Origin of the sequence: Conexibacter woesei Iso977N, assembly GCF_000424625.1 — a bacterium.
Taxonomy (GTDB): Bacteria; Actinomycetota; Thermoleophilia; order Solirubrobacterales; family Solirubrobacteraceae; genus Baekduia; species Baekduia woesei_A.
The window spans coordinates 1,777,328-1,794,293 of sequence record NZ_AUKG01000002.1; the positions used below are offsets into that span (position 1 = coordinate 1,777,328).

The window sequence follows — 16,966 nt, forward strand, 5'->3', positions numbered from 1 at the left end:
CCGGTGTTGCTCGCAGGCGACGACGGCGTTCCGCTGCGCGTCCGCGAGGAGCTCGCCGGCGCCGGGGTGCCAACCGTGTCCTTGTGCGCTTCGGGGGAGGCGTTGGCCGCGCGGGGTGCCGAGCGGCTCGTCGTCGGGGACTGGACGGCGCCCGAGGCCTGGCTGGAGGCGGGCGTCCGGTCCGCGACGGCGGTCGGCCTGCTGGGGCCGGACGACCTCGCGAACCTCAACGCGGCGCTGCTGGTGGCCGAGCTGAACGCCGAGTGCCGGATCGTGGTGCGGCTGTTCGCCGCCGACCTGGCGGGCGGCGTGGCGCGGATGCTCGGCGGCCGCGGCGTGGTGCTGAGCGACACCGAGGTGGCGGCGCCGGCGTTCCTGCAGGCGGCGCTGAGCGGCAACACCGGCCAGCGCGTGACGGTCGCGGGACGCGTCCTGGAGGTGGCGCAGGTCGACCGCGACGACCCGCGGCTGGTGGTCGCGCTGGCCGACGGCGACGCCGTCCTGCCGCCGCGCGCTGCGCTCGGCGAGCACGTGCTCGCGCTGATCGACCCCGACGGCGCGGTCGCGGGCGCGCGCGGGGCGCTGCCCTCGGCGGTGGCTGCGGCGCGAGGCGGCGGCGCGGCGGCGGCACCGCGGCGGCCGCGGCACTCGCTGCGGGCGCGGGCGCGCGCGGCGGCGCGGCTGGTGCCGCGGCGCGCCGAGTGGCTGGCGCTGGCGATCATCTTGGTGTTCTCGGTCAGCACCGCCGTGTTCGCGCTGTCGCGCCACCTCGACTTCGTCGACGCCATGTACTTCACGGCGACGACGATGGCGACCGTCGGCTACGGCGACGTCAACCTCGCGGGCGCGAGCGACTGGCTGAAGTTGTACGACATCGGGCTGATGGCGGTCTCGGCGATCCTGCTGGCGAGCGTGCTGGCGTTCGTCACGGATCTGCTGGTGCGATCGCGGATCGACCACGCGCTCGGGCGCTTCCCGCGGCCGCGCGAGGACCACGTGATCGTCTGCGGGCTCGGCAAGGCGGGCGCGGCGATCGTCGCGGGGCTGCACGCGCTGGGCGTGCCGTGCGTGGGGGTCGAGCACGACGACGGCGCGGTCGGGATCGCGGTCGCGCGGGCGCTGCGGATCCCGGTCGTCTTCGCCGACGCGCGGACGCCGGGCGTGCTCGCCGATGTGCACGTGGAACGCGCGCGGGCGGTGATGGCGGTCACCAACGACGACCTCGCCAACCTGCAGTGCGGGCTGGCGGCGCGGGAGCACTCGCCGGGGCTGCGGGTGGTCCTGCGGATCTTCGACCCGCACCTGGCCGAGCGGCTCGATCGCTCCGTCGAGCTGGACCTGACGCGTTCGGTGGCGGGGCTGGCGGCGCCCGCGTTCACCGCGGCGCTGCTGGGCCGGCGTGCGTCGTCGGGGGCGCTGCCGCTGGCCAACACGGCGCTGCGGGTGGTCGAGACGGCGGTCCCGGCGGGCAGCGCGGTCGCCGGTCGCTCGGTCGGCGCGCTGCACCACGAGCGGGCGCTGCGGGTCCTGGCGCTGGACGGGCGCTGGCGGCCGCGGGAGGACCTGGTGGTCGCGGCGGGTATGGCGATCGCGATCGTGGGAACGCGCGCGGCCTGCGACGATCTCCTGCATGCCGACGCAGGAGTGGGAGACGCGGTCCGCCGCGCTGTGGGATCGACTTGATGATGTCGAGGAGGCCGAGTTCCGGGCGCTGGTCGACGCGCTCGCGGGCGAGCTGGACGACGGCGATCCGGTCGCGGCGTTCGAGCGCGGCTGCGCGGCCGACTCGACCGGTCATCCGGACGAGGCGGTCGTGCTGTACGAAGCCGCTCTGGCCGCCGGCCTCGACGGGTACCGGCGCCGCCGTGCGCTGATCCAGCTGTCGTCTTCCCTCCGGAACCTCGGCCAGCCGGAGCGCGGAGTCGTCCTCCTCGAAGCCGAGCGCGCCGCGAGCCTCGCCGCCACCGCGCCTCCGGTCACCGCCGCGACTCCGGCCGGCGACGATCCTGCGACCCTCGACGACGCGCTCGTCTGCACGCTCGCGCTCTGCCTCGCCGACGCCGGGCGGGCGCGCGAGGGCGTCGGCCTGGTGGTCGCGGCGATGGCGCCGAAGCTCCCGCGCTACCAGCGCTCGATGGCCTTCTACGGCAAGGACATGGCCGGCCTGAGCCAGGACTAAGGGGTCGCCTTACGCAGCTAAGGGGTGGGCTGCGCCGATGCGCACCATCCTCCCGATGTGGGACGGGGGCCTCAGGGCCAAGATGATGTTCATGACCTCTCTCCTCTCCCAGCCGTTCACCACCGCCCAGTCCGACGTCGTCGTCAAGGCGAGCCTGCTGCGCCACCTGCGCGGCCGTTTCGCCCGTTAGCCTCGGCGGCGTGACCGCCGCGAACACGTCTCCTCGCCGCCCGCTGCGCATCGGCGTCCAGCTCCCCGAGGTCGAGCGGCCCGTCCGCTTCACCGAAGTGATGGCGATGGCCCAGGCGGCCGAGGAGTCGGGGTTCGCCTCGGTCTGGGTGGGCGACCACCTGCTGTACCGCGCGACCGCCGCCCGCTCCGAGCGCGGCCCCTACGAGGCGTGGACCATGTTGTCCGCCTTGGCCGCGGTCACCGAGCGCGTCGAGTTGGGGCCCTTGGTCGCCTGCGCCGCCTTCCACCCGCCGGCGGTGCTGGCCAAGATGGCCGCGACGATCGGCGAGATCAGCTCCGGCCGGTTCGTGCTCGGCATCGGCGCGGGCTGGAACACCGAGGAGTTCGACGCCTTCGGCCTCCCCCACGACAAGCTCGTCGGCCGCTTCGCCGAGGCGTTCCCGATCATCCGGGGGCTGCTCGCGGGCGAGCGCGTGAGCGCGTCGGGCCGCTACGCCTCCGTCGAGGACGCGGTCCTGCTGCCGGAGCCGCCGCGCGTCCCGATCATGATCGGGTCCAACGGGCCGCGGATGCTGTCGATCGCCCTGCCCCACGCCGACGCGTGGAACACGTGGTGGGACGACTACGGCAACACCGCCGAGGGCTTCGCGTCCCTGAACGCTCGGATCTCGGCGGCGGCGGTCGAAGCAGGTCGCGAGCCCGGCGACATCCTGCGCTCCGCGTGCGCGCTGGTGATGCTCGACGAGTCGGCGCCCGAGCGCCCGATCATCCCCGAGGCGCCGCCGATCACCGGGACGCCGACGCAGATCGCCGCGCGCCTCCGCGAGCTCCACGAGGCCGGCGCCGACGACATCATCCTGGTGGTGTCGCCGATCACCGAGGCCTCGATCCGGACGCTCGCGGAAGCGGTGGCGCTGGCTACCGCGTAGTCGTTACCAGCGGAAGTGGATGAAGTGATCCCAGTCCGCGTTCGGCGCGCGGCTGATCCAGCGGGTGCCATAGCCGTGCGGGGTGTCGTGGTTGTACTCCTCGACCATGAACTGGGTCTTGGTCACCTTCGAGACGATCGCGACGTGGCCCCAGGTGCCGCTGTCACGCACCATGACCGAGCCGACGGTCGGGTTGTTGTCCACCTTGAAGCCGAGCGCGCGGGCGTTGTCGTCCCAGTTGCCGGCGTCGCCGAAGTGGCCGCCGTCCATGCGGTTGCTGAACGTGAAGTGAACCATCCGGTTCAGGCGTGAGGCAACGAAGCTCGTGCACTCGCGGTAGTAGAACCCCCACTTGTCGGCGTCCTTGGGGTTCGCGTTCGGGAACGGGTAGTCGTTCTTGAGCGTGACGTCGCGCGGGAGGCCCCTCTTGGGCTGCCTGTCGGTCGGGTGCGACCTGGGCTGCGGGGCGGGAGGACCGCTGTCCTCGTTGCAGTCCGGGGCGACGCGGCCGTCGCTGCCGGTGAAGATGAAGGTGTCGCTGACGTAGCCGCCCTTGATCAGCTTGTCCCACAGCTTCGAGGTGCCGTAGGTGCCACTCGTGCTCTCGCCCTTGGTCTGGCAGACGATCGTGACCTTGGCGCCGTTCCTGAGCTTGCGGACCTTCGCCGCGGCGCTGTTGGGGGCGTTGCGAACCGTGAGCGTGTAGCCGGCGTTGACGTTGACCGTGCCGTCGGCGGTCCTGACGGCCGACGGGCACTGCGGGCTGCCGACGTCGCCACAGGCAGGCATCGCCTGCGCGGCCGGAACGGCCAGCGCCGCCGTGACCGCGACGCCCGCGGCCGAGAGACCAACTGCGCGACGTCGCGCAGTTGCGAAGAGATGGTTGAGCAAGGGGATTTCCTTCCCGCTGAGTTTGGACCTCCGACGCCCCTCCCGGACCGCCGGCACGACCTGCCCTCGCAGCAATGCCCAGCGTTCCGGAGTCCATGCACCGCTTCTCACGTTCCTCTCACGACCCACGTCCGCTGACTGACCCTCAGCGGTAGTCGTCCGGCTCCTTCGACGGCCACGCCGAGCCTTCGCGGTGCCAGCGCACGATGCTGATGGCGTAGCCGACCATCATCAGCACCCAGAGCGCGGCGAAGAGCGGCCACGGTGGGTCGGGGTCGAACAGCACCATGACCCAGAACGCCGTGGCAGCGGCGGCGCAGACCAGCTGGACCACCTTCAGGGCGCGGCTGCGCGACGGGCGATCGGTCTCCGTCATCGCCGGGCTTGCTACCCGTTCCCGAGCTTGTTCGCGCGGCGCCGATGGGGCAGCTGGGATTCGAACCCAGATCTGAGGGATTATGAGTCCCCGGCTCTGACCAGTTGAGCTACCGCCCCGGGTGCGCGATCTTAGGTCGTGTGGATGACGATGTGCGGGAGTTGTTGATGGCGACGGAGACGTGGGCGGTGGTGGGGTGCTCGCCGGATCCGGGGCGGGATTCGCACCGGATCGCCGCGCTGTTGCAGGCGCGGGGCAAGCGGGTCGTCCCGATCAACCCGCGCGCGGAGGAGATCCTGGGGGAGCGGTGCTACGGGTCGATCGCGGAGGTCCCCGACACCATCAGGATCGACGTGGTCGACGTCTTCCGGCGCTCGGATCAGGCCGGCGCCTACGTGGACGAGGCGATCGCCCGCGGTGCCTCAGGCGTCTGGCTGCAGCTCGGCGTGATCGACCACGATGCGGCCGACCGCGCGAAGAACGCCGGGCTCCGGGTCGTCATGGACCGCTGCCCGGCGATCGAGTGGCCGCGGCTGCGCGGCTAGCTCGCGCCGCCGTCGACCTTCGCGACCGCGCGCTCGAGCTCGTTGGCGCTGAACGCGCCCTCGAAGCGCGTCGAGATCACGCCGTTCTTGTCGATCACGAACGTCCAAGGCTCGGTCTGCAGCCTGTAGGTCACGAGCTGCGGCCGCAGGCCCTTGTTGATCTGGTTGTCCTGGTAGACCTCCTGGTGGATGAAGGACACCTTGTCCCCCACCTTGGCCTGGACCTCATCCACCACATCGACCACCGGACCGCACACGCGCGACTGGCACAGCTGCGGCGTCGCGAACGTGATGACGACCGGCTTCTTGCCCACCACGTCGGCGAAGTCGTCCCTCAACAACGAAGGCGCGGCGGGCACGCGCGTGTCGATCTTCCTGACGTCGCCCGCCACGTCGGCCGGCGTCAGCGTGTGGATCACCGGCGCCCTGTCGCCGACGTCCGGCGGCGTGACCTTGCGCCCACCGACCTGCACGCCGATCGGCGACGTCGCCACCAGCCGCCCGTCGAGCTGCGCGATCGCCAGGACCGCGTACTTGCCGTTCTTCCTGAACGGGACGTTCGCCACGTAGACCCCGCGCGCCGCGTTCGGGTCGGTCGCCGTCTGCTTGCTCTCGAACTGCGGCGAGACCTTCAGCGACTCCGCCCGCGCGACGTAGGGCCCGTGCGCGCTCGACCCATCGGTCGCGCCCACGTACAGGGCGACCCCGGCCCCGCTCAGCTGCTTGCCCGCGTTGTCGAACAGCGCGAACCCGATCCGGTTGGTCCCCGGCTTCAGGATCGACACGCTCGGTGCGAGGTTCGGACCCGCCGGCAGGTTGTTGATGACGTCGGGCAGCGTCCGCCCCGCAGCCTTCGGGAAGTCCTCCGCCTTGGCCGTCGGCTGGGGCTGCGCGGGCGGCGCGGCGTTGTCGCCGCTCCCGCTCGAACCGCACCCCGCAGCGGCCACGGCCACGGCGGCCAGCGCGATCAACATGGACGTGGTGGACCGTGTCAGGCGAGGCATGGGCAGCCGGGAAGGCTAGTGGCCTGATTGGATACCGCGCGCCGGTGTCGTGTTAAGCGCAGATGGAGGAGAACCAACGTGGCCGAGCAGCGCGCAGCGATCGTGACGGGAGCGTCGTCCGGGATCGGGCTGGCGATCGCCGACGTCCTCGGGCAGGAGGGCTACGGGCTGACCGTCGCCGCCCGCCGCCCCGAGAAGCTTCAGGAGGCTGCCGAGGGCCTCAAGCAGAAGGGCTACGCCGTCGAGGTGGTCGCCGGGCCGCTCGGCGACGAGGACGGCGTCAAGGCCGTCGTCGAGGCCCACCGCGCCCGCTTCGGCCGCCTGGACGTCCTGATCAACAACGCCGGCGTCGGCATCGGCCAGCCGGTCGCCGAGATCGACACCAAGAAGCTCGACATCCAGCTCGGCGTCAACCTGCGCTCGCTGATCCTCTTCTACCGCGAGGGGATCGACCTCCTGCGCGCCGCCGGCCAGGAGCACCGCAAGGCGCTGGTCGTCAACACCGCCTCGATCGCCGGCAAGCGCGGCGAGGGCTGGCTGTCGGTCTACTCGGCGACCAAGGGCGCGGTCGTGTCGTTCACCCAGGCCATGCACAAGGAGCTGAGCCCGGAGGGGATCAAGTCCACCGCCCTGTGCCCGGGCTTCGTCGACACGCCGATGACCGACTTCGTCAAGGGCGCGGTCGCGGCCGAGGACATGATCACGCCGCAGGACATCGCCGAGACGGTCCGGCTGTTGTTGAAGGTGTCGCCCGCGTGCATCATCCCCGAGGTGCAGTTCATCCGCCCCGGGGACTGACCGCGCCGCCGCGCGGCGGCGCGCTACTTCGGCAGCAGCTGCCGGCGCGTCTCGACCTGCGCGAGCGCGCCCTCGGCGTCGCGGGCGGCGCGGCGCTCGCCCAGCCAGCCGAACCCCGTCCGCCGGGCCTCGCGCGCCCGGCGGTCGCGGGCGATCCGCTGGTGGTCGGCGATCGCGCCGGCGAAGTCCGCCTCGGCCAGGATCGACGCCTCCAGCTGCGCGACCAGCACCCGCAGCTCACGCGTCGTCGCGCGCCGCGCCCGCTTGGCGCCCGCGAACCTGTCCCACGCGTGCGCGAAGGAGACGAACGACGTCCGGCCCCCGTGGCGATGGGCGGCGAGCATCGGGCACACGCCGCCGGAGCGGTCGGAGTAGGCGCCGACGATGATCTCGTTCGCGCGGACGCCGTCGAGCATCGCCTCCCGCGTGCGGAGCGGCAGGCAGTCGATGGCCAGGCGCAGGTCGTCGATCGGCGAGTGAGTGAGTGATCGCATAGTCTTCCGGCTCGCTGGAACGCGCGGGACGAGTCGGAGGCTACGCCCCTGATCACGCGACGCCAAGGCGATGTCCTCCTGGTGAAAGGGAAGTTGCGGATGAAGCTCGGTGTCCACATCGGCTACTGGGGCCTCGGCCTCACGAGCGCCGACCAACTCGCGATCGTCCAGGAGGCCGAGCGGCTCGGCTACGACAGCGTCTGGACCGCCGAGGCCTACGGGTCCGACGCGGCGACGATCCTGGCCTGGCTGGCCGGGCAGACGTCCAGGATCAAGCTCGGCTCCGGCATCTTCCAGATGCCCGGCCGCTCCGCCGCGATGACGGCGATGACCGCGGCGACGATCGACCAGCTCTCCGACGGCCGCATGCTGCTCGGGATCGGCTCGTCCGGCCCGCAGGTGAGCGAGGGCTGGCACGGCGTCCGCTTCGGCAGGCAGATCCAGCGCACGCGCGAGTACATCGAGGTGCTGCGGATCGCGCTGGCGCGCGAGCGGCTCGAGTACCACGGCGAGACGATCGACCTGCCGCTCCCGAACGGGCCGGGCAAGGCGCTGAAGCTGACGATCGCGCCGGTCCAGGAGCGGATGCCGATCTACCTCGCGGCGATCGGGCCGCGCAACACCGCGCTGGCGGGCGAGATGGCCGACGGCTGGATGCCGACGCTGCTGTCGCCCGAGCACCTGCCGATCCTGACCGAGTCGCTCCAGGAGGGCGCGGCGAAGGCCGGGCGCTCGCTGGACGGCTTCGACATCGCGCCGACCGTCAACGTCAACATCACCGAAGATGATGTGGAAGGCGCGCGCGACGCGATGCGGCCGTTCATGGCGCTCTACATCGGCGGCATGGGCTCGCGCGACAAGAACTTCTACAACATCCTCGTGCAGCGCTACGGGTTCGAGGACGCGGCCAGGAAGGTCCAGGACCTCTACCTCGACGGCAAGAAGGAGGAGGCCGCCGCGGCGCTCCCCGACGAGCTGATCGACCTGGTGTCCTTGGTCGGGCCGAGGGATCGCGTGCGCGAGCGGCTGCGGATCTACAAGGAGGCCGGGGTCGGGACGCTCGGCGTCTCCCCCATGGCCTGGACCAAGGACGACCGGATCAAGCAGCTGCGGCTGGTCGCCGAGTTGTTGGAGGACGTGGTCTGAAGGTCCTGCTGGGGGCGTTCGGGGACGCGGGCCACGCGTTCCCGATCATCGCCCTGGGCCGCGCGCTGCGTGCGCGCGGGCATGATGTGGTGGTTGAGACGTGGACGCGCTGGCGCGAGGACGTCGAGCGTGAGGGGATGCGGTTCGCGGCCGCGCCGGAGTACCACGTGTTCCCGACGCGGGAGCGGCCGCTCAAGCCCTACGAGGCGGTGCGGCGGGCGGCGACGACCACGCGCGAGCTTGTTGTCGCGGAACGCCCGGATGTTGTCGTCCATGACATCTTGACGCTGGCGCCGGCGCTGGCCGCCGAGCTGGAGGGCGTCCCGCGCGCGACGCTGATCCCGCACCTGGACCCGCGCGGCGCGCCGGGGTGGCCGCCGTACTCGATCGGCGCGCGGCTGCCGCGGACCGGCGTGGGCCGCGCGTTCTGGGGGCTGTTCGACCCGCTGCTGGAGCGAGGCCTACAACTCGGTCGGCGCGAGCTGAACGAGACGCGCTCGCGGTTGGGTCTGCCGCCGCAGGCCCACGTCCACGGCGGGATCTCGCGCGAGCTGGCGATCGTCGTGACGTTCCCGCAGCTGGAGTACCCACGGGCGGTGCCGGAGATCAACACGCACATCGTCGGGCCGCTGTCGTGGGAGCCGCCGTCGGAGCCGGTCGAGCTGCCATCCGGGACCGACCCCTTGGTGTTGGTCGCGCCGTCGACCGCGCAGGATCACGAGGGCGTGATGCTCCGCGCGGCGCTGGCGGCGATGGCCGATCTCCCGGTCCGCGTGATCGCCACGACCAACAAGCGCGGCGAGACCGGCGGCTACGACGTGCCCGCGAACGCGAAGCTCGTCGACTGGTTGTCCTACTCCCGCACCATGCCGCAGTGCGACCTCGTCGTCTGCCACGTCGGCCACGGCACCCTGATGCGAGCGCTCAGCAACGGCGTCCCCGTCGTCGCCTGCCCCGCAGCGGGCGACATGAACGAGAACGCAGCCCGCGTCGACTGGGCCGGCGTCGGCATCCGCCTCCCCCGCCGCCTGATCGGCCCCCGCGGCCTCAACCTCGCGATCCAGAAAGCACTCGCCGACCGCGACCGCCTCGCAGCGAACGCCGCCAAGCTCTCCCACTGGTCCGCAACCCACGACCCCGGAGCGACCGCCGCCCAACTCGTCGAAGACCTCGCAGCCCGCGCCACCTGAGGGCCGGGGGCTCCGGCGCCGTTCGGGCTCGGACCCAAGGGTCAACGGCAGTCCGGCGTCCCATACGAACACCAAGCTGCCGTTGACCCATCCGTTCGGACCGACGCCGCCGCCGGCCAGCGTCGCGCGCGGCTAGGCGAGGGCCAAGGCGGACAACATGCCGGGTGAGTCGGCGGCGACCGGAGCACGACGTAGACCTCCTGGTGCCCGCGCCCGCCACCGTCCGCCTGCTCCACACGCGGTCCCCGCGGTCGCCCGTGAACGCCGCGCAGCCGAACGCCCGGACGCCCAGCGCCGCGCGCAGCGGCCGCCAGGTCACGCCCGCGCTCGCCCATGGGATCGCCTCGGCGTCGTCGAGCCCGACAACTCGTATGCCCTCCATGGACCGGTACTATCCGCCAGGCCTGCGATCCGGGGTAGCTCAATGGCAGAGCATTCGACTGTTAATCGAAGGGTTGTGGGTTCGAGTCCCACCCCCGGAGCTGTGTGACCGAAGCCCGCGCCCGCGCGGGCTTCGCTCGTTCCGGAGCCGCTACGCCGCCTCTTCGAGCGACTGGGAGACGAGCTCCTCCCAGCGCTGCTTGGCCGCGTCGACCTTGACGCGCAGCCCGGCCGCGTTGCCGTCGCTCGCGGCGATCGCCGCCCTGTGGTCGCGCTCCAGGCGCTTGAGCTCCACCAGCGCCAGCTCGCGGCGCAGGACCGTCGGCGAGTTGGTCAGCCCCGCGGAGTCCGCGATCAGACCGGACACCGCGTTGCGCAGCAGGTCGTCGCCTTCGTCGATGTTGGCCGTCGGCTCCTCGAGGTTGCCCTCCAGATGCGTCGCCAGCCGCCCCATGAACTCGCTGCTGAACGTCGCCTTGTCGAGCTTGGGCAGCAGGTCGCGCGCCAGCGACGGCGTCACGACGCACTGCGCCAGGAACGCCCGCTCGGCCTGCGCGACCTGGCTGCCCTTGCGCCTGGCGGGCCCGACGTCGGGCTCGAAGCTCCGGCGCGGCTGCCAGCCTCCGCCGCCCCCGTTGCGGCCGCCACCGTAGGGCTGGCGCTGCGGCGGCGCGGACTGCTGCACCGCCGCGGGAGCAGCCGCCGGAGCGTCCTCCTCCTCGACCGGCATCGACAGCCACGACGACACCTTCGCCCGGTCCAGCGCGACACCCGCGGTGACGACGTCGACCAGCTCCTCGCGCAGCGCGCTCGGCGGCAGCGTCGCGAACACCGGCCGCAGCGCGGCGATCACCTTGTCCTTGCCCTCGGCGTCGGTCAAGTCCCCGCGCTCCAGCTCGCGGTCGACCTGGAAGCGCACGAACGGGACCGAGTGCTGGAAGAACTCCGCCGCCGCCTCGACCCCGCGTTGTTGGACGACGTCGGCCGGGTCCAACCCGACGGGCAGCGGCACGACGCGCAGCGCGAGCTTCGAACGCGCCGCCACCTTGGCCGCCTTGAGCATCGCCTCCTGCCCGGCGGAGTCGGCGTCCAGCGCCAACAACACCGTCTTGCCCAGCTTCGCCAGCTCGCCGACCTGGCGCTCGGTCAGCGACGTCCCCATGATGCACACCACGTTGACGATCCCGGCCTGGTGCAGGGCCAGCACGTCCATGTAGCCCTCGGTCGCGATCACCTCGTCGGCGCGCGCCGCGGCGCTTCGCGCCAGGTGCGCGCCGTAGACGATCTCGCCCTTGTGGAAGATCTCGCCGTCGTTCGAGTTGAGGTACTTGGGCTTCTGGTCCGCACCCAGCGCACGCGCGCCGAACCCGAGCACGCGGCCGCGCGCGTCGGCCAGCGGGAACATGATCCGCCGCCGGAAGCGGTCGTAGATCCGGCCCTGGCCCCTGTTGGACTTGACGGCCAGCCCGGCGTCGAAGATCTCCCTGTTGCCGTAGCCCCCGGCGCGGCCGGCCATCAGCAGCTTGTCCCACGCGCTCGGCGCGTAGCCGACCCGGAACGTGCGCAGCGTCTCCTCGGTGAACCCGCGGTCGACGAGGTACGCGCGCGCGGGCGCGGCCTCCTGCGACTCCCAGAGGTAGCGCTCGTAGAACCCGGTCGCGCGCTCCAGCAGCTCCAGCAGCCGCTCGCGCGCCTTGCGCTTCTCGGCCGCGCGCGGGTCCTCGTCCTCGACGGTCAGCTCGATCCCGACGCGCTGCGCCAGCGACTCCATCGCGCCGATGAAGTCCAGGCCCTCGGTCTCCTGCACGAACTTGAAGGCGTCGCCGCCGACCCCGCAACCGAAGCAGTGGTAGACGCCCTTGTGGGCGTCGACGCTGAACGACGGCGAGCGCTCCTCGTGGAACGGGCACAGGCCCTTGTACTGGCCCGGCCCGGAGCGGCGCAGCTCGGTGCGTTTCGAGATGAGGTCGACGATGTCGACCGCCTCGCGGAGCTTCTCCTTGTCGCTGTCGGCGTAACGGGGCATCGGGACGGACACCGCAGCATAGGCCGCGGCGGCCGCCCTCGGCGGGACGCTTTAAGCGCCCTGCTCCGTCAACGCCTCGAGGTCGCCCGCGAGCGACTGCAGGCGCCCCGCGACGTCCTCGGCGTGGGCCGCGACGCCGACCAGCTCGGCGGTCTGGTCGGCCGCGCTGCGGATCGCCGTGGCGACGTCCTCGATGCGCGTGCGCTGGTCGCCCGCGGCGTCGGCGATCTCCCCGACGCGCTGCGCCGCGCCCGCGGCGGCCTCGCTCAGGCGCGCGATGACGCCCTCGGTCTCGGCGGCCTGGCGCGTGCCCTGCTCGACGACGTCGGCGCCGCGCTGGGCGGCGACGACCGCGTCGCGCGTGGCGACGTCGATCTCCTTGAGGATCTCGTCGACCGCGGCGGTCGACTCGCGCGAGCGCTCGGCCAGCGCCCGGACCTCCTCGGCGACGACCGCGAAGCCGCGGCCGTGCTCGCCGGCGCGGGCTGCCTCGATCGACGCGTTCAAGGCCAACAACTTGCTCTGCTCAGAGAGGTCGTCGACCGCGGCGGTGATCTCGCCGATCGCGCGGACGCGGTCGCTCAGCGTCGCGACGCCGGTGGCGGTCGCGCCGACCTCGTCCTTGATCCGGCCCAGCGAGTTCAGGATCTCCTGCAGCGCGGCGGCGCCGGCCTCGGTGAGCGACAGCGACTCGCGCGCGGCGCCGGCGACGTCGGCCGCCTCGGCGGCGGTGCGCTCGGCGACCTCGCGCACGCTCTCCACCGCGCCCGACGCCTCCTCGATCGCGGCGGACTGCTGCGAGACCGCGGCGGTGTTGCGCGCGACGGTCTCGCGGATCTCCTCGGCGCTGCCCGCGACGGTCTTGGCGCTGACGCCGACCTCGCCGGTCAGCGCGGTCACGGTCTCCAGCGCCATGCGCGTGCGCAGGCCGGACTCCTCCAGCTGGGCGACGGTCGCGTCCAGCTCGCCCTGGCGGGCGTCGAGCTGCTGGTTGCGCTGGTCCAGGAGGTCGGACTGGTCCTCGGCGAGCTTCCAGGACGCGACCAGCGCGATCACCTCGGCGACGACGAACGCCGCGTGGACCGAGGTCATCTGCAGCGTCATGCCCATGTCCGGATGGCCCGGGAAGACCGCGCGCGGCGCGAGCAGGGCGAAGATCCCGTGGTGGACGACGATGTAGCCGACCGCGCAGAGGAACGGCTTCCACTGGCCGTAGAGGCCGATGACCGGGAGCACGACGAAGAAGTGGAAGTGCGCGGCGATCGCGCCGCCGGCGACGTGGACGACGATCGCCGAGCAGGTCACGAGCGCGATCGCGCCGACGCAGCTCTTGGCGGTCTGCGAGAACTGCTTGGCGTTGGCCAGCAGCGCGAGCGCGGCGATCGGGAACGCGTCGAGCGCGGCATGCCAGACCGGGAAGCCCTTGAGGACCGACCACAGGAAGATGACCGGGACGTGCGCCCAGACCAGCGCGAGGATCGCGCGGTGGCGGGGCGCCCAGACGTCCGCCGGGAGGCCGGGGAGCTTGGGCAGGCGGGACAGGAGAGCGTTCACGCCTCGTTCATCGGCCACCCGGACGGGTGGTTGATCACCCGGCGGCGGGAGAACGGTGTTCGGGCGCGTGCGCGGTCAGACCTTCCGGACGCGCACGGCGGTGCCGTAGGCGCAGATCTCGGTCCAGGTCGTGCCGAGCTCGGAGGTGTCGAAGCGGAACGCGAGGATCGCGTTGGCGCCCCTGGCCTCGGCGTTCTCGATCAGGCGCTCGGTCGCGTGGTCGCGGCCCTCGCCGAGCATCTTGGTCATGCCCTTCAGCTCGCCGCCGACGAGCGACTTCAGCGACGCGCCGATCTGCGAGCCGACGTTGCGCGAGCGGACCGTGAGGCCGAAGACCTCGCCGACGACCTCCTCGACCGTGTAGCCGGGGAGGTCGTTCATGGTGGAGATGATCATGCGGCGGACCCTAGTCGGCGAGCGCCTCCTGGAGCCGCGTCGCGGGCCGGCCGAGGACGCGCGGGACGCCGTCCGAGATGTAGGCGTCGTCGCCGCGGGCGATGCCGTCGAGCATCGCCATGCGCCAGGTGACGTAGCCCTCGGGCGTGCCGGCGGCGCGCAGCGCGGCGACGTGCTCGTCGCGCGACTGCGGGACGTAGGTGCCGCCGACGGCCTGCGCGGCCGCGGCGAACGGGATCGCCTCGGGGCCGGAGATGTCGATCACCTTGCCATCGAGCTCCTGCTGGGTGAGCGCCGCGGCGGCGACCTCGGCGATGTCCTGGACGTCGACGAACGGATGGCGCGCGTCGCCGACCGGGGCGCGGACCTCGCCGTTGGCGTCCGGGACGAACATTGCCTCGGTGAAGTTCTGGGCGAAGTGCGTCGGGCGCAGGATCGTCCACGCCAGCGGGCCGGTGCGCAGAGTCTGCTCGGCGCGGGCGACCGCGCCGTCGGGGTGGAACTCGACGCCGCGGGCGGAGAGCAGGACGGCGTGGCGGACGCCCGCCTCCGCGGCGGTGGTCTCGAAGTGGCGCAGCTTCGGCGACCAGTCCGTCGCCGAGCCGGGGCCGACGACGAAGACGCCGTCGATGCCCTCGAGCGCGTTCGGCCACGTCGCCGTGTCGTTCCAGTCGAACACCACGTCGCCGCGCTCACCACGCGAAGCGACACGTACACCATGGCCGTGCGCCCGCAGGACCGCAGCCAGTCGGCGGCCGACCTTGCCGGTGCCGCCGAGGAGAAGGAAGTTGGTCATGAACCCATGATGCTCCTCGTTGGGAGCACATTCCATGGGCATTTGTCGTTCTTAAATACGCGATCGTCTATCCTGGACGGCGCCATGGACGTCCTCGCCGACCTCCTCTCCCGCGCCCACGCCCGCGGCTCCGTCTTCTCCTCGCTGGCACTCAAGCCGCCCTGGGGCGCCGCCTTCTCCGGCACCCGCCCGCTGACGCTCCACGCCCTCCTGCTCGGCGACGCGTACCTGGAGACCGGCGCACCCCACCCCGTCGCGCTCTCCACGGGCGACATCGTCCTCGCCCAATCCGGCAACCCCTACAACATCGTCTCCACCCCCGGCGCCGCAGCGACCCCCATCGCCGACCTCCGCGGCGAGGGCTCGGCCGCCGACGGCACCGCGGAGCTGCTCTGCGGCGCCTACACCTTGGAGGGCACGGTCTGCGACGGGTTGTTGGACACCTTGCCCCGCTTCCTGATCCTCCGCGCCGACGAGCAAGGCCCGGCCCTTCGCGCGACGATCGAGTTGTTGTCCAACGAAGTCGAGCACGAATCCCCCGGCCAGCAGACCGTCCTCGACCACCTCCTGGACCTCCTGCTGGTCTACGCCCTCCGCGACTGGTTCGAGCGCCCCGACAGCGATCCACCCGGCTGGTACGACGCCCTCGCAGACCCGGCGCTCGGCCGCGTCCTCCGCGCGATCCACTCCCGCCCCTCAGTCCACTGGACCGTCGCGTCGATGGCCACCCTCGCCGGCATGTCCCGCGCGGCCTTCGCCCGCAAGTTCGCCGCGACCGTCGGCACCCCACCCTCGACCTACCTCACCAACCTCCGCATGGACCTCGCGGCGACAGCCCTGCTCCTCCCCAACTCCACCCTCGCCACCGTCGCAACATCCATCGGCTACACCACCGAGTTCGCCTTCTCCGACGCCTTCAAACGCCACCACGGCACAACACCCGGCCGCTGGCGCGCCGAGCACCGCGCAGCTGCCGCCGGGGGCTAGAGGGCGAAGGAGTCGGGGATGGTGAGGTCTTCGAAGATGCGGACGGCGTAGCGGTCGGTCATGCCGGCGAGGTAGTCGACGACGCGTTGGCCGGGGTCGGTGCCGGGGGCTCCGCCGCCGTCGGGGATGTTGGTGGGGTCGGAGACGTAGTGGTCGAAGAGGGTCCGGAGGAGGCGGTCGATCTTGGATTGCTCGGCGTTCTGGCGCTCGCCGAGGTAGACGTTGGCGAACATGAAGTCCCGGAGCGTCTCCATCGCCTGCGCCGCCGCCGGGCCCTGCACGATCCTCTGAGCGGCGTCGCTGGACTCGACGAGGTCGTGGACCAGGGCGTCGATGCGGTGAGAACCGGTGTCGCCGAGGACCGAGATCGCCTCGTGCGGAAGATCGGCCTCGCGCAGGACCCCGGCGCGGATGGCGTCGTCGATGTCGTGGTTCAGGTAGGCCACGCGGTCGACGATCCGGACGATCATGCCCTCCAGCGTGCGCGGCGGCGTCGCGCGCCACGAGTGACTCAGGATCCCGTCGCGGACGTCGTCGTTCAGGTTCAGCCCGCGGCCGTCCTTCTCGAGGACATCGACAACGCGCAGCGAGTGCTCGTTGTGGCGGAAGCCGTCGCCGAAGCGCTCCCTCATGCAGGCGTCCAACACGGCCTCGCCGAGGTGGCCGAAGGGCGAGTGGCCGAGGTCGTGCCCGAGGCCGATCGCCTCGGTCAGGTCCTCGTTCAGCCCCAACGCGCGCGCCACCGTGCGCGAGACCTGCGTCACCTCCAAGGTGTGCGTCAAGCGCGTCCGGTAGTGATCGCCCTCGGGCGACACGAACACCTGCGTCTTGTGCTTCAACCGCCGGAACGCCTTGGAGTGCACGATCCGGTCCCGGTCGCGCTGCAGCGGCGTCCGCAGCCCGCAGTCGGTCTCGAAGTCCCTCCGCCGCGCCGGGTAGGACCGGGCGGCGAGATCCGACAGGTGCTCGTCCTCCCACGCCTGCTGGCGCGCGGCGAAGGCCGAGGCGACATGTCCGGGTGCGGCGGCGACGTCCATCATCTCGCACCGAGTTTCGCACTCGGCCACCCGCGTCCTTCCCGA

18 protein-coding genes and 2 tRNA genes are annotated in these 16,966 nt (G+C 72.1%); 10 read left to right on the forward strand and 10 right to left on the reverse strand.

Annotation, left to right across the window (positions count from 1 at the left end):
• Window positions 1-3 precede the first annotated feature (3 nt).
• The 4 genes from H030_RS0120960 to H030_RS37650 are packed head-to-tail and all read left to right on the forward strand — an operon-like array spanning window position 4 to window position 3,300.
• On the forward strand, window positions 4-1,683 hold the full coding sequence (locus H030_RS0120960; protein WP_027007550.1) for an NAD-binding protein: 1,680 nt from the start codon (window positions 4-6) through the stop codon (window positions 1,681-1,683).
• The gene (locus H030_RS0120965; protein WP_027007551.1) at window positions 1,631-2,179 is read left to right on the forward strand and encodes a tetratricopeptide repeat protein; all 549 of its coding nucleotides are present in this window, start codon (window positions 1,631-1,633) and stop codon (window positions 2,177-2,179) included. The genes H030_RS0120960 and H030_RS0120965 overlap by 53 nt, the downstream gene beginning before the upstream one ends.
• 37 nt (window positions 2,180-2,216) lie before the next feature.
• Window positions 2,217-2,369, forward strand: a complete 153-nt coding sequence (locus H030_RS39290; RefSeq protein WP_155892179.1) for a hypothetical protein — start codon at window positions 2,217-2,219, stop codon at window positions 2,367-2,369.
• 10 nt (window positions 2,370-2,379) lie between these two features.
• Entirely contained in the window at window positions 2,380-3,300 is a 921-nt protein-coding gene (locus H030_RS37650) for an LLM class flavin-dependent oxidoreductase (protein WP_051223290.1), read from the forward strand.
• Window positions 3,301-3,303: 3 nt separating this feature from the next.
• On the opposite strand, the gene H030_RS37655 is transcribed toward H030_RS37650, so the two are convergent.
• The 3 genes from H030_RS37655 to H030_RS0120990 form a co-directional block, all read right to left on the reverse strand.
• Window positions 3,304-4,191 (reverse strand): CHAP domain-containing protein, encoded by an 888-nt coding sequence (locus tag H030_RS37655; RefSeq protein WP_155892180.1) that lies wholly within the window; start codon window positions 4,189-4,191, stop codon window positions 3,304-3,306.
• 145 nt (window positions 4,192-4,336) lie between these two features.
• Window positions 4,337-4,567, reverse strand: coding sequence for a hypothetical protein (locus H030_RS0120985; protein ID WP_027007552.1), 231 nt, complete (start codon window positions 4,565-4,567; stop codon window positions 4,337-4,339).
• A gap of 45 nt (window positions 4,568-4,612) precedes the next feature.
• Window positions 4,613-4,686 (reverse strand) — tRNA-Ile (locus H030_RS0120990).
• 48 nt (window positions 4,687-4,734) lie between these two features.
• On the opposite strand from H030_RS0120990, the gene H030_RS0120995 reads away from it, so the two are divergent.
• Window positions 4,735-5,112, forward strand: coding sequence for a CoA-binding protein (locus tag H030_RS0120995; RefSeq protein WP_051223295.1), 378 nt, complete (start codon window positions 4,735-4,737; stop codon window positions 5,110-5,112).
• Here the strand turns inward: H030_RS0120995 and H030_RS0121000 are convergent.
• A complete protein-coding gene (locus tag H030_RS0121000; protein ID WP_155892181.1) occupies window positions 5,109-6,116 on the reverse strand; it encodes a thioredoxin family protein in 1,008 nt (335 codons plus the stop codon). The two genes, H030_RS0120995 and H030_RS0121000, sit on opposite strands and share 4 nt — an antisense overlap.
• A gap of 78 nt (window positions 6,117-6,194) precedes the next feature.
• Here H030_RS0121000 and H030_RS0121005 point away from each other — a divergent pair, with 78 nt between their 5' ends.
• Window positions 6,195-6,914, forward strand: coding sequence for an SDR family oxidoreductase (locus H030_RS0121005; RefSeq protein ID WP_027007555.1), 720 nt, complete (start codon window positions 6,195-6,197; stop codon window positions 6,912-6,914).
• Window positions 6,915-6,937: 23 nt separating this feature from the next.
• Here H030_RS0121005 and H030_RS0121010 read toward each other — a convergent pair whose 3' ends face one another.
• Window positions 6,938-7,408, reverse strand: a complete 471-nt coding sequence (locus H030_RS0121010) for a hypothetical protein (RefSeq protein ID WP_027007556.1) — start codon at window positions 7,406-7,408, stop codon at window positions 6,938-6,940.
• Window positions 7,409-7,507: 99 nt separating this feature from the next.
• Here H030_RS0121010 and H030_RS0121015 point away from each other — a divergent pair, with 99 nt between their 5' ends.
• From H030_RS0121015 to H030_RS0121025, 3 genes are all read left to right on the forward strand, one after another.
• Window positions 7,508-8,554, forward strand: a complete 1,047-nt coding sequence (locus tag H030_RS0121015) for an LLM class F420-dependent oxidoreductase (RefSeq protein ID WP_027007557.1) — start codon at window positions 7,508-7,510, stop codon at window positions 8,552-8,554.
• An 89-nt stretch (window positions 8,555-8,643) separates the two neighbouring features.
• Window positions 8,644-9,744 (forward strand): glycosyltransferase, encoded by a 1,101-nt coding sequence (locus tag H030_RS0121020; RefSeq protein ID WP_231398498.1) that lies wholly within the window; start codon window positions 8,644-8,646, stop codon window positions 9,742-9,744.
• A gap of 410 nt (window positions 9,745-10,154) precedes the next feature.
• Window positions 10,155-10,226 (forward strand) — tRNA-Asn (locus H030_RS0121025).
• 50 nt (window positions 10,227-10,276) lie between these two features.
• Here H030_RS0121025 and dnaG read toward each other — a convergent pair.
• From dnaG to H030_RS0121045, 4 genes are all read right to left on the reverse strand, one after another.
• Window positions 10,277-12,151, reverse strand: coding sequence for a DNA primase (dnaG, locus tag H030_RS37660; protein WP_155892182.1), 1,875 nt, complete (start codon window positions 12,149-12,151; stop codon window positions 10,277-10,279).
• 51 nt (window positions 12,152-12,202) lie between these two features.
• Window positions 12,203-13,705, reverse strand: a complete 1,503-nt coding sequence (locus tag H030_RS0121035; protein WP_027007559.1) for a methyl-accepting chemotaxis protein — start codon at window positions 13,703-13,705, stop codon at window positions 12,203-12,205.
• Window positions 13,706-13,780: 75 nt separating this feature from the next.
• Window positions 13,781-14,101, reverse strand: coding sequence for a YbjQ family protein (locus H030_RS0121040; RefSeq protein ID WP_027007560.1), 321 nt, complete (start codon window positions 14,099-14,101; stop codon window positions 13,781-13,783).
• Window positions 14,102-14,111: 10 nt separating this feature from the next.
• Window positions 14,112-14,897 (reverse strand): NAD(P)H-binding protein, encoded by a 786-nt coding sequence (locus tag H030_RS0121045; protein WP_027007561.1) that lies wholly within the window; start codon window positions 14,895-14,897, stop codon window positions 14,112-14,114.
• A gap of 84 nt (window positions 14,898-14,981) precedes the next feature.
• Between H030_RS0121045 and H030_RS0121050 the strand changes: the two genes are divergently transcribed.
• Window positions 14,982-15,884: an AraC family transcriptional regulator gene (locus H030_RS0121050; RefSeq protein ID WP_027007562.1), complete on the forward strand. Its 903-nt coding sequence runs from the start codon at window positions 14,982-14,984 to the stop codon at window positions 15,882-15,884.
• On the opposite strand, the gene H030_RS34065 is transcribed toward H030_RS0121050, so the two are convergent.
• The gene (locus H030_RS34065; RefSeq protein ID WP_155892183.1) at window positions 15,881-16,924 is read right to left on the reverse strand and encodes a deoxyguanosinetriphosphate triphosphohydrolase; all 1,044 of its coding nucleotides are present in this window, start codon (window positions 16,922-16,924) and stop codon (window positions 15,881-15,883) included. The two genes, H030_RS0121050 and H030_RS34065, sit on opposite strands and share 4 nt — an antisense overlap.
• Window positions 16,925-16,966: the final 42 nt, after the last annotated feature.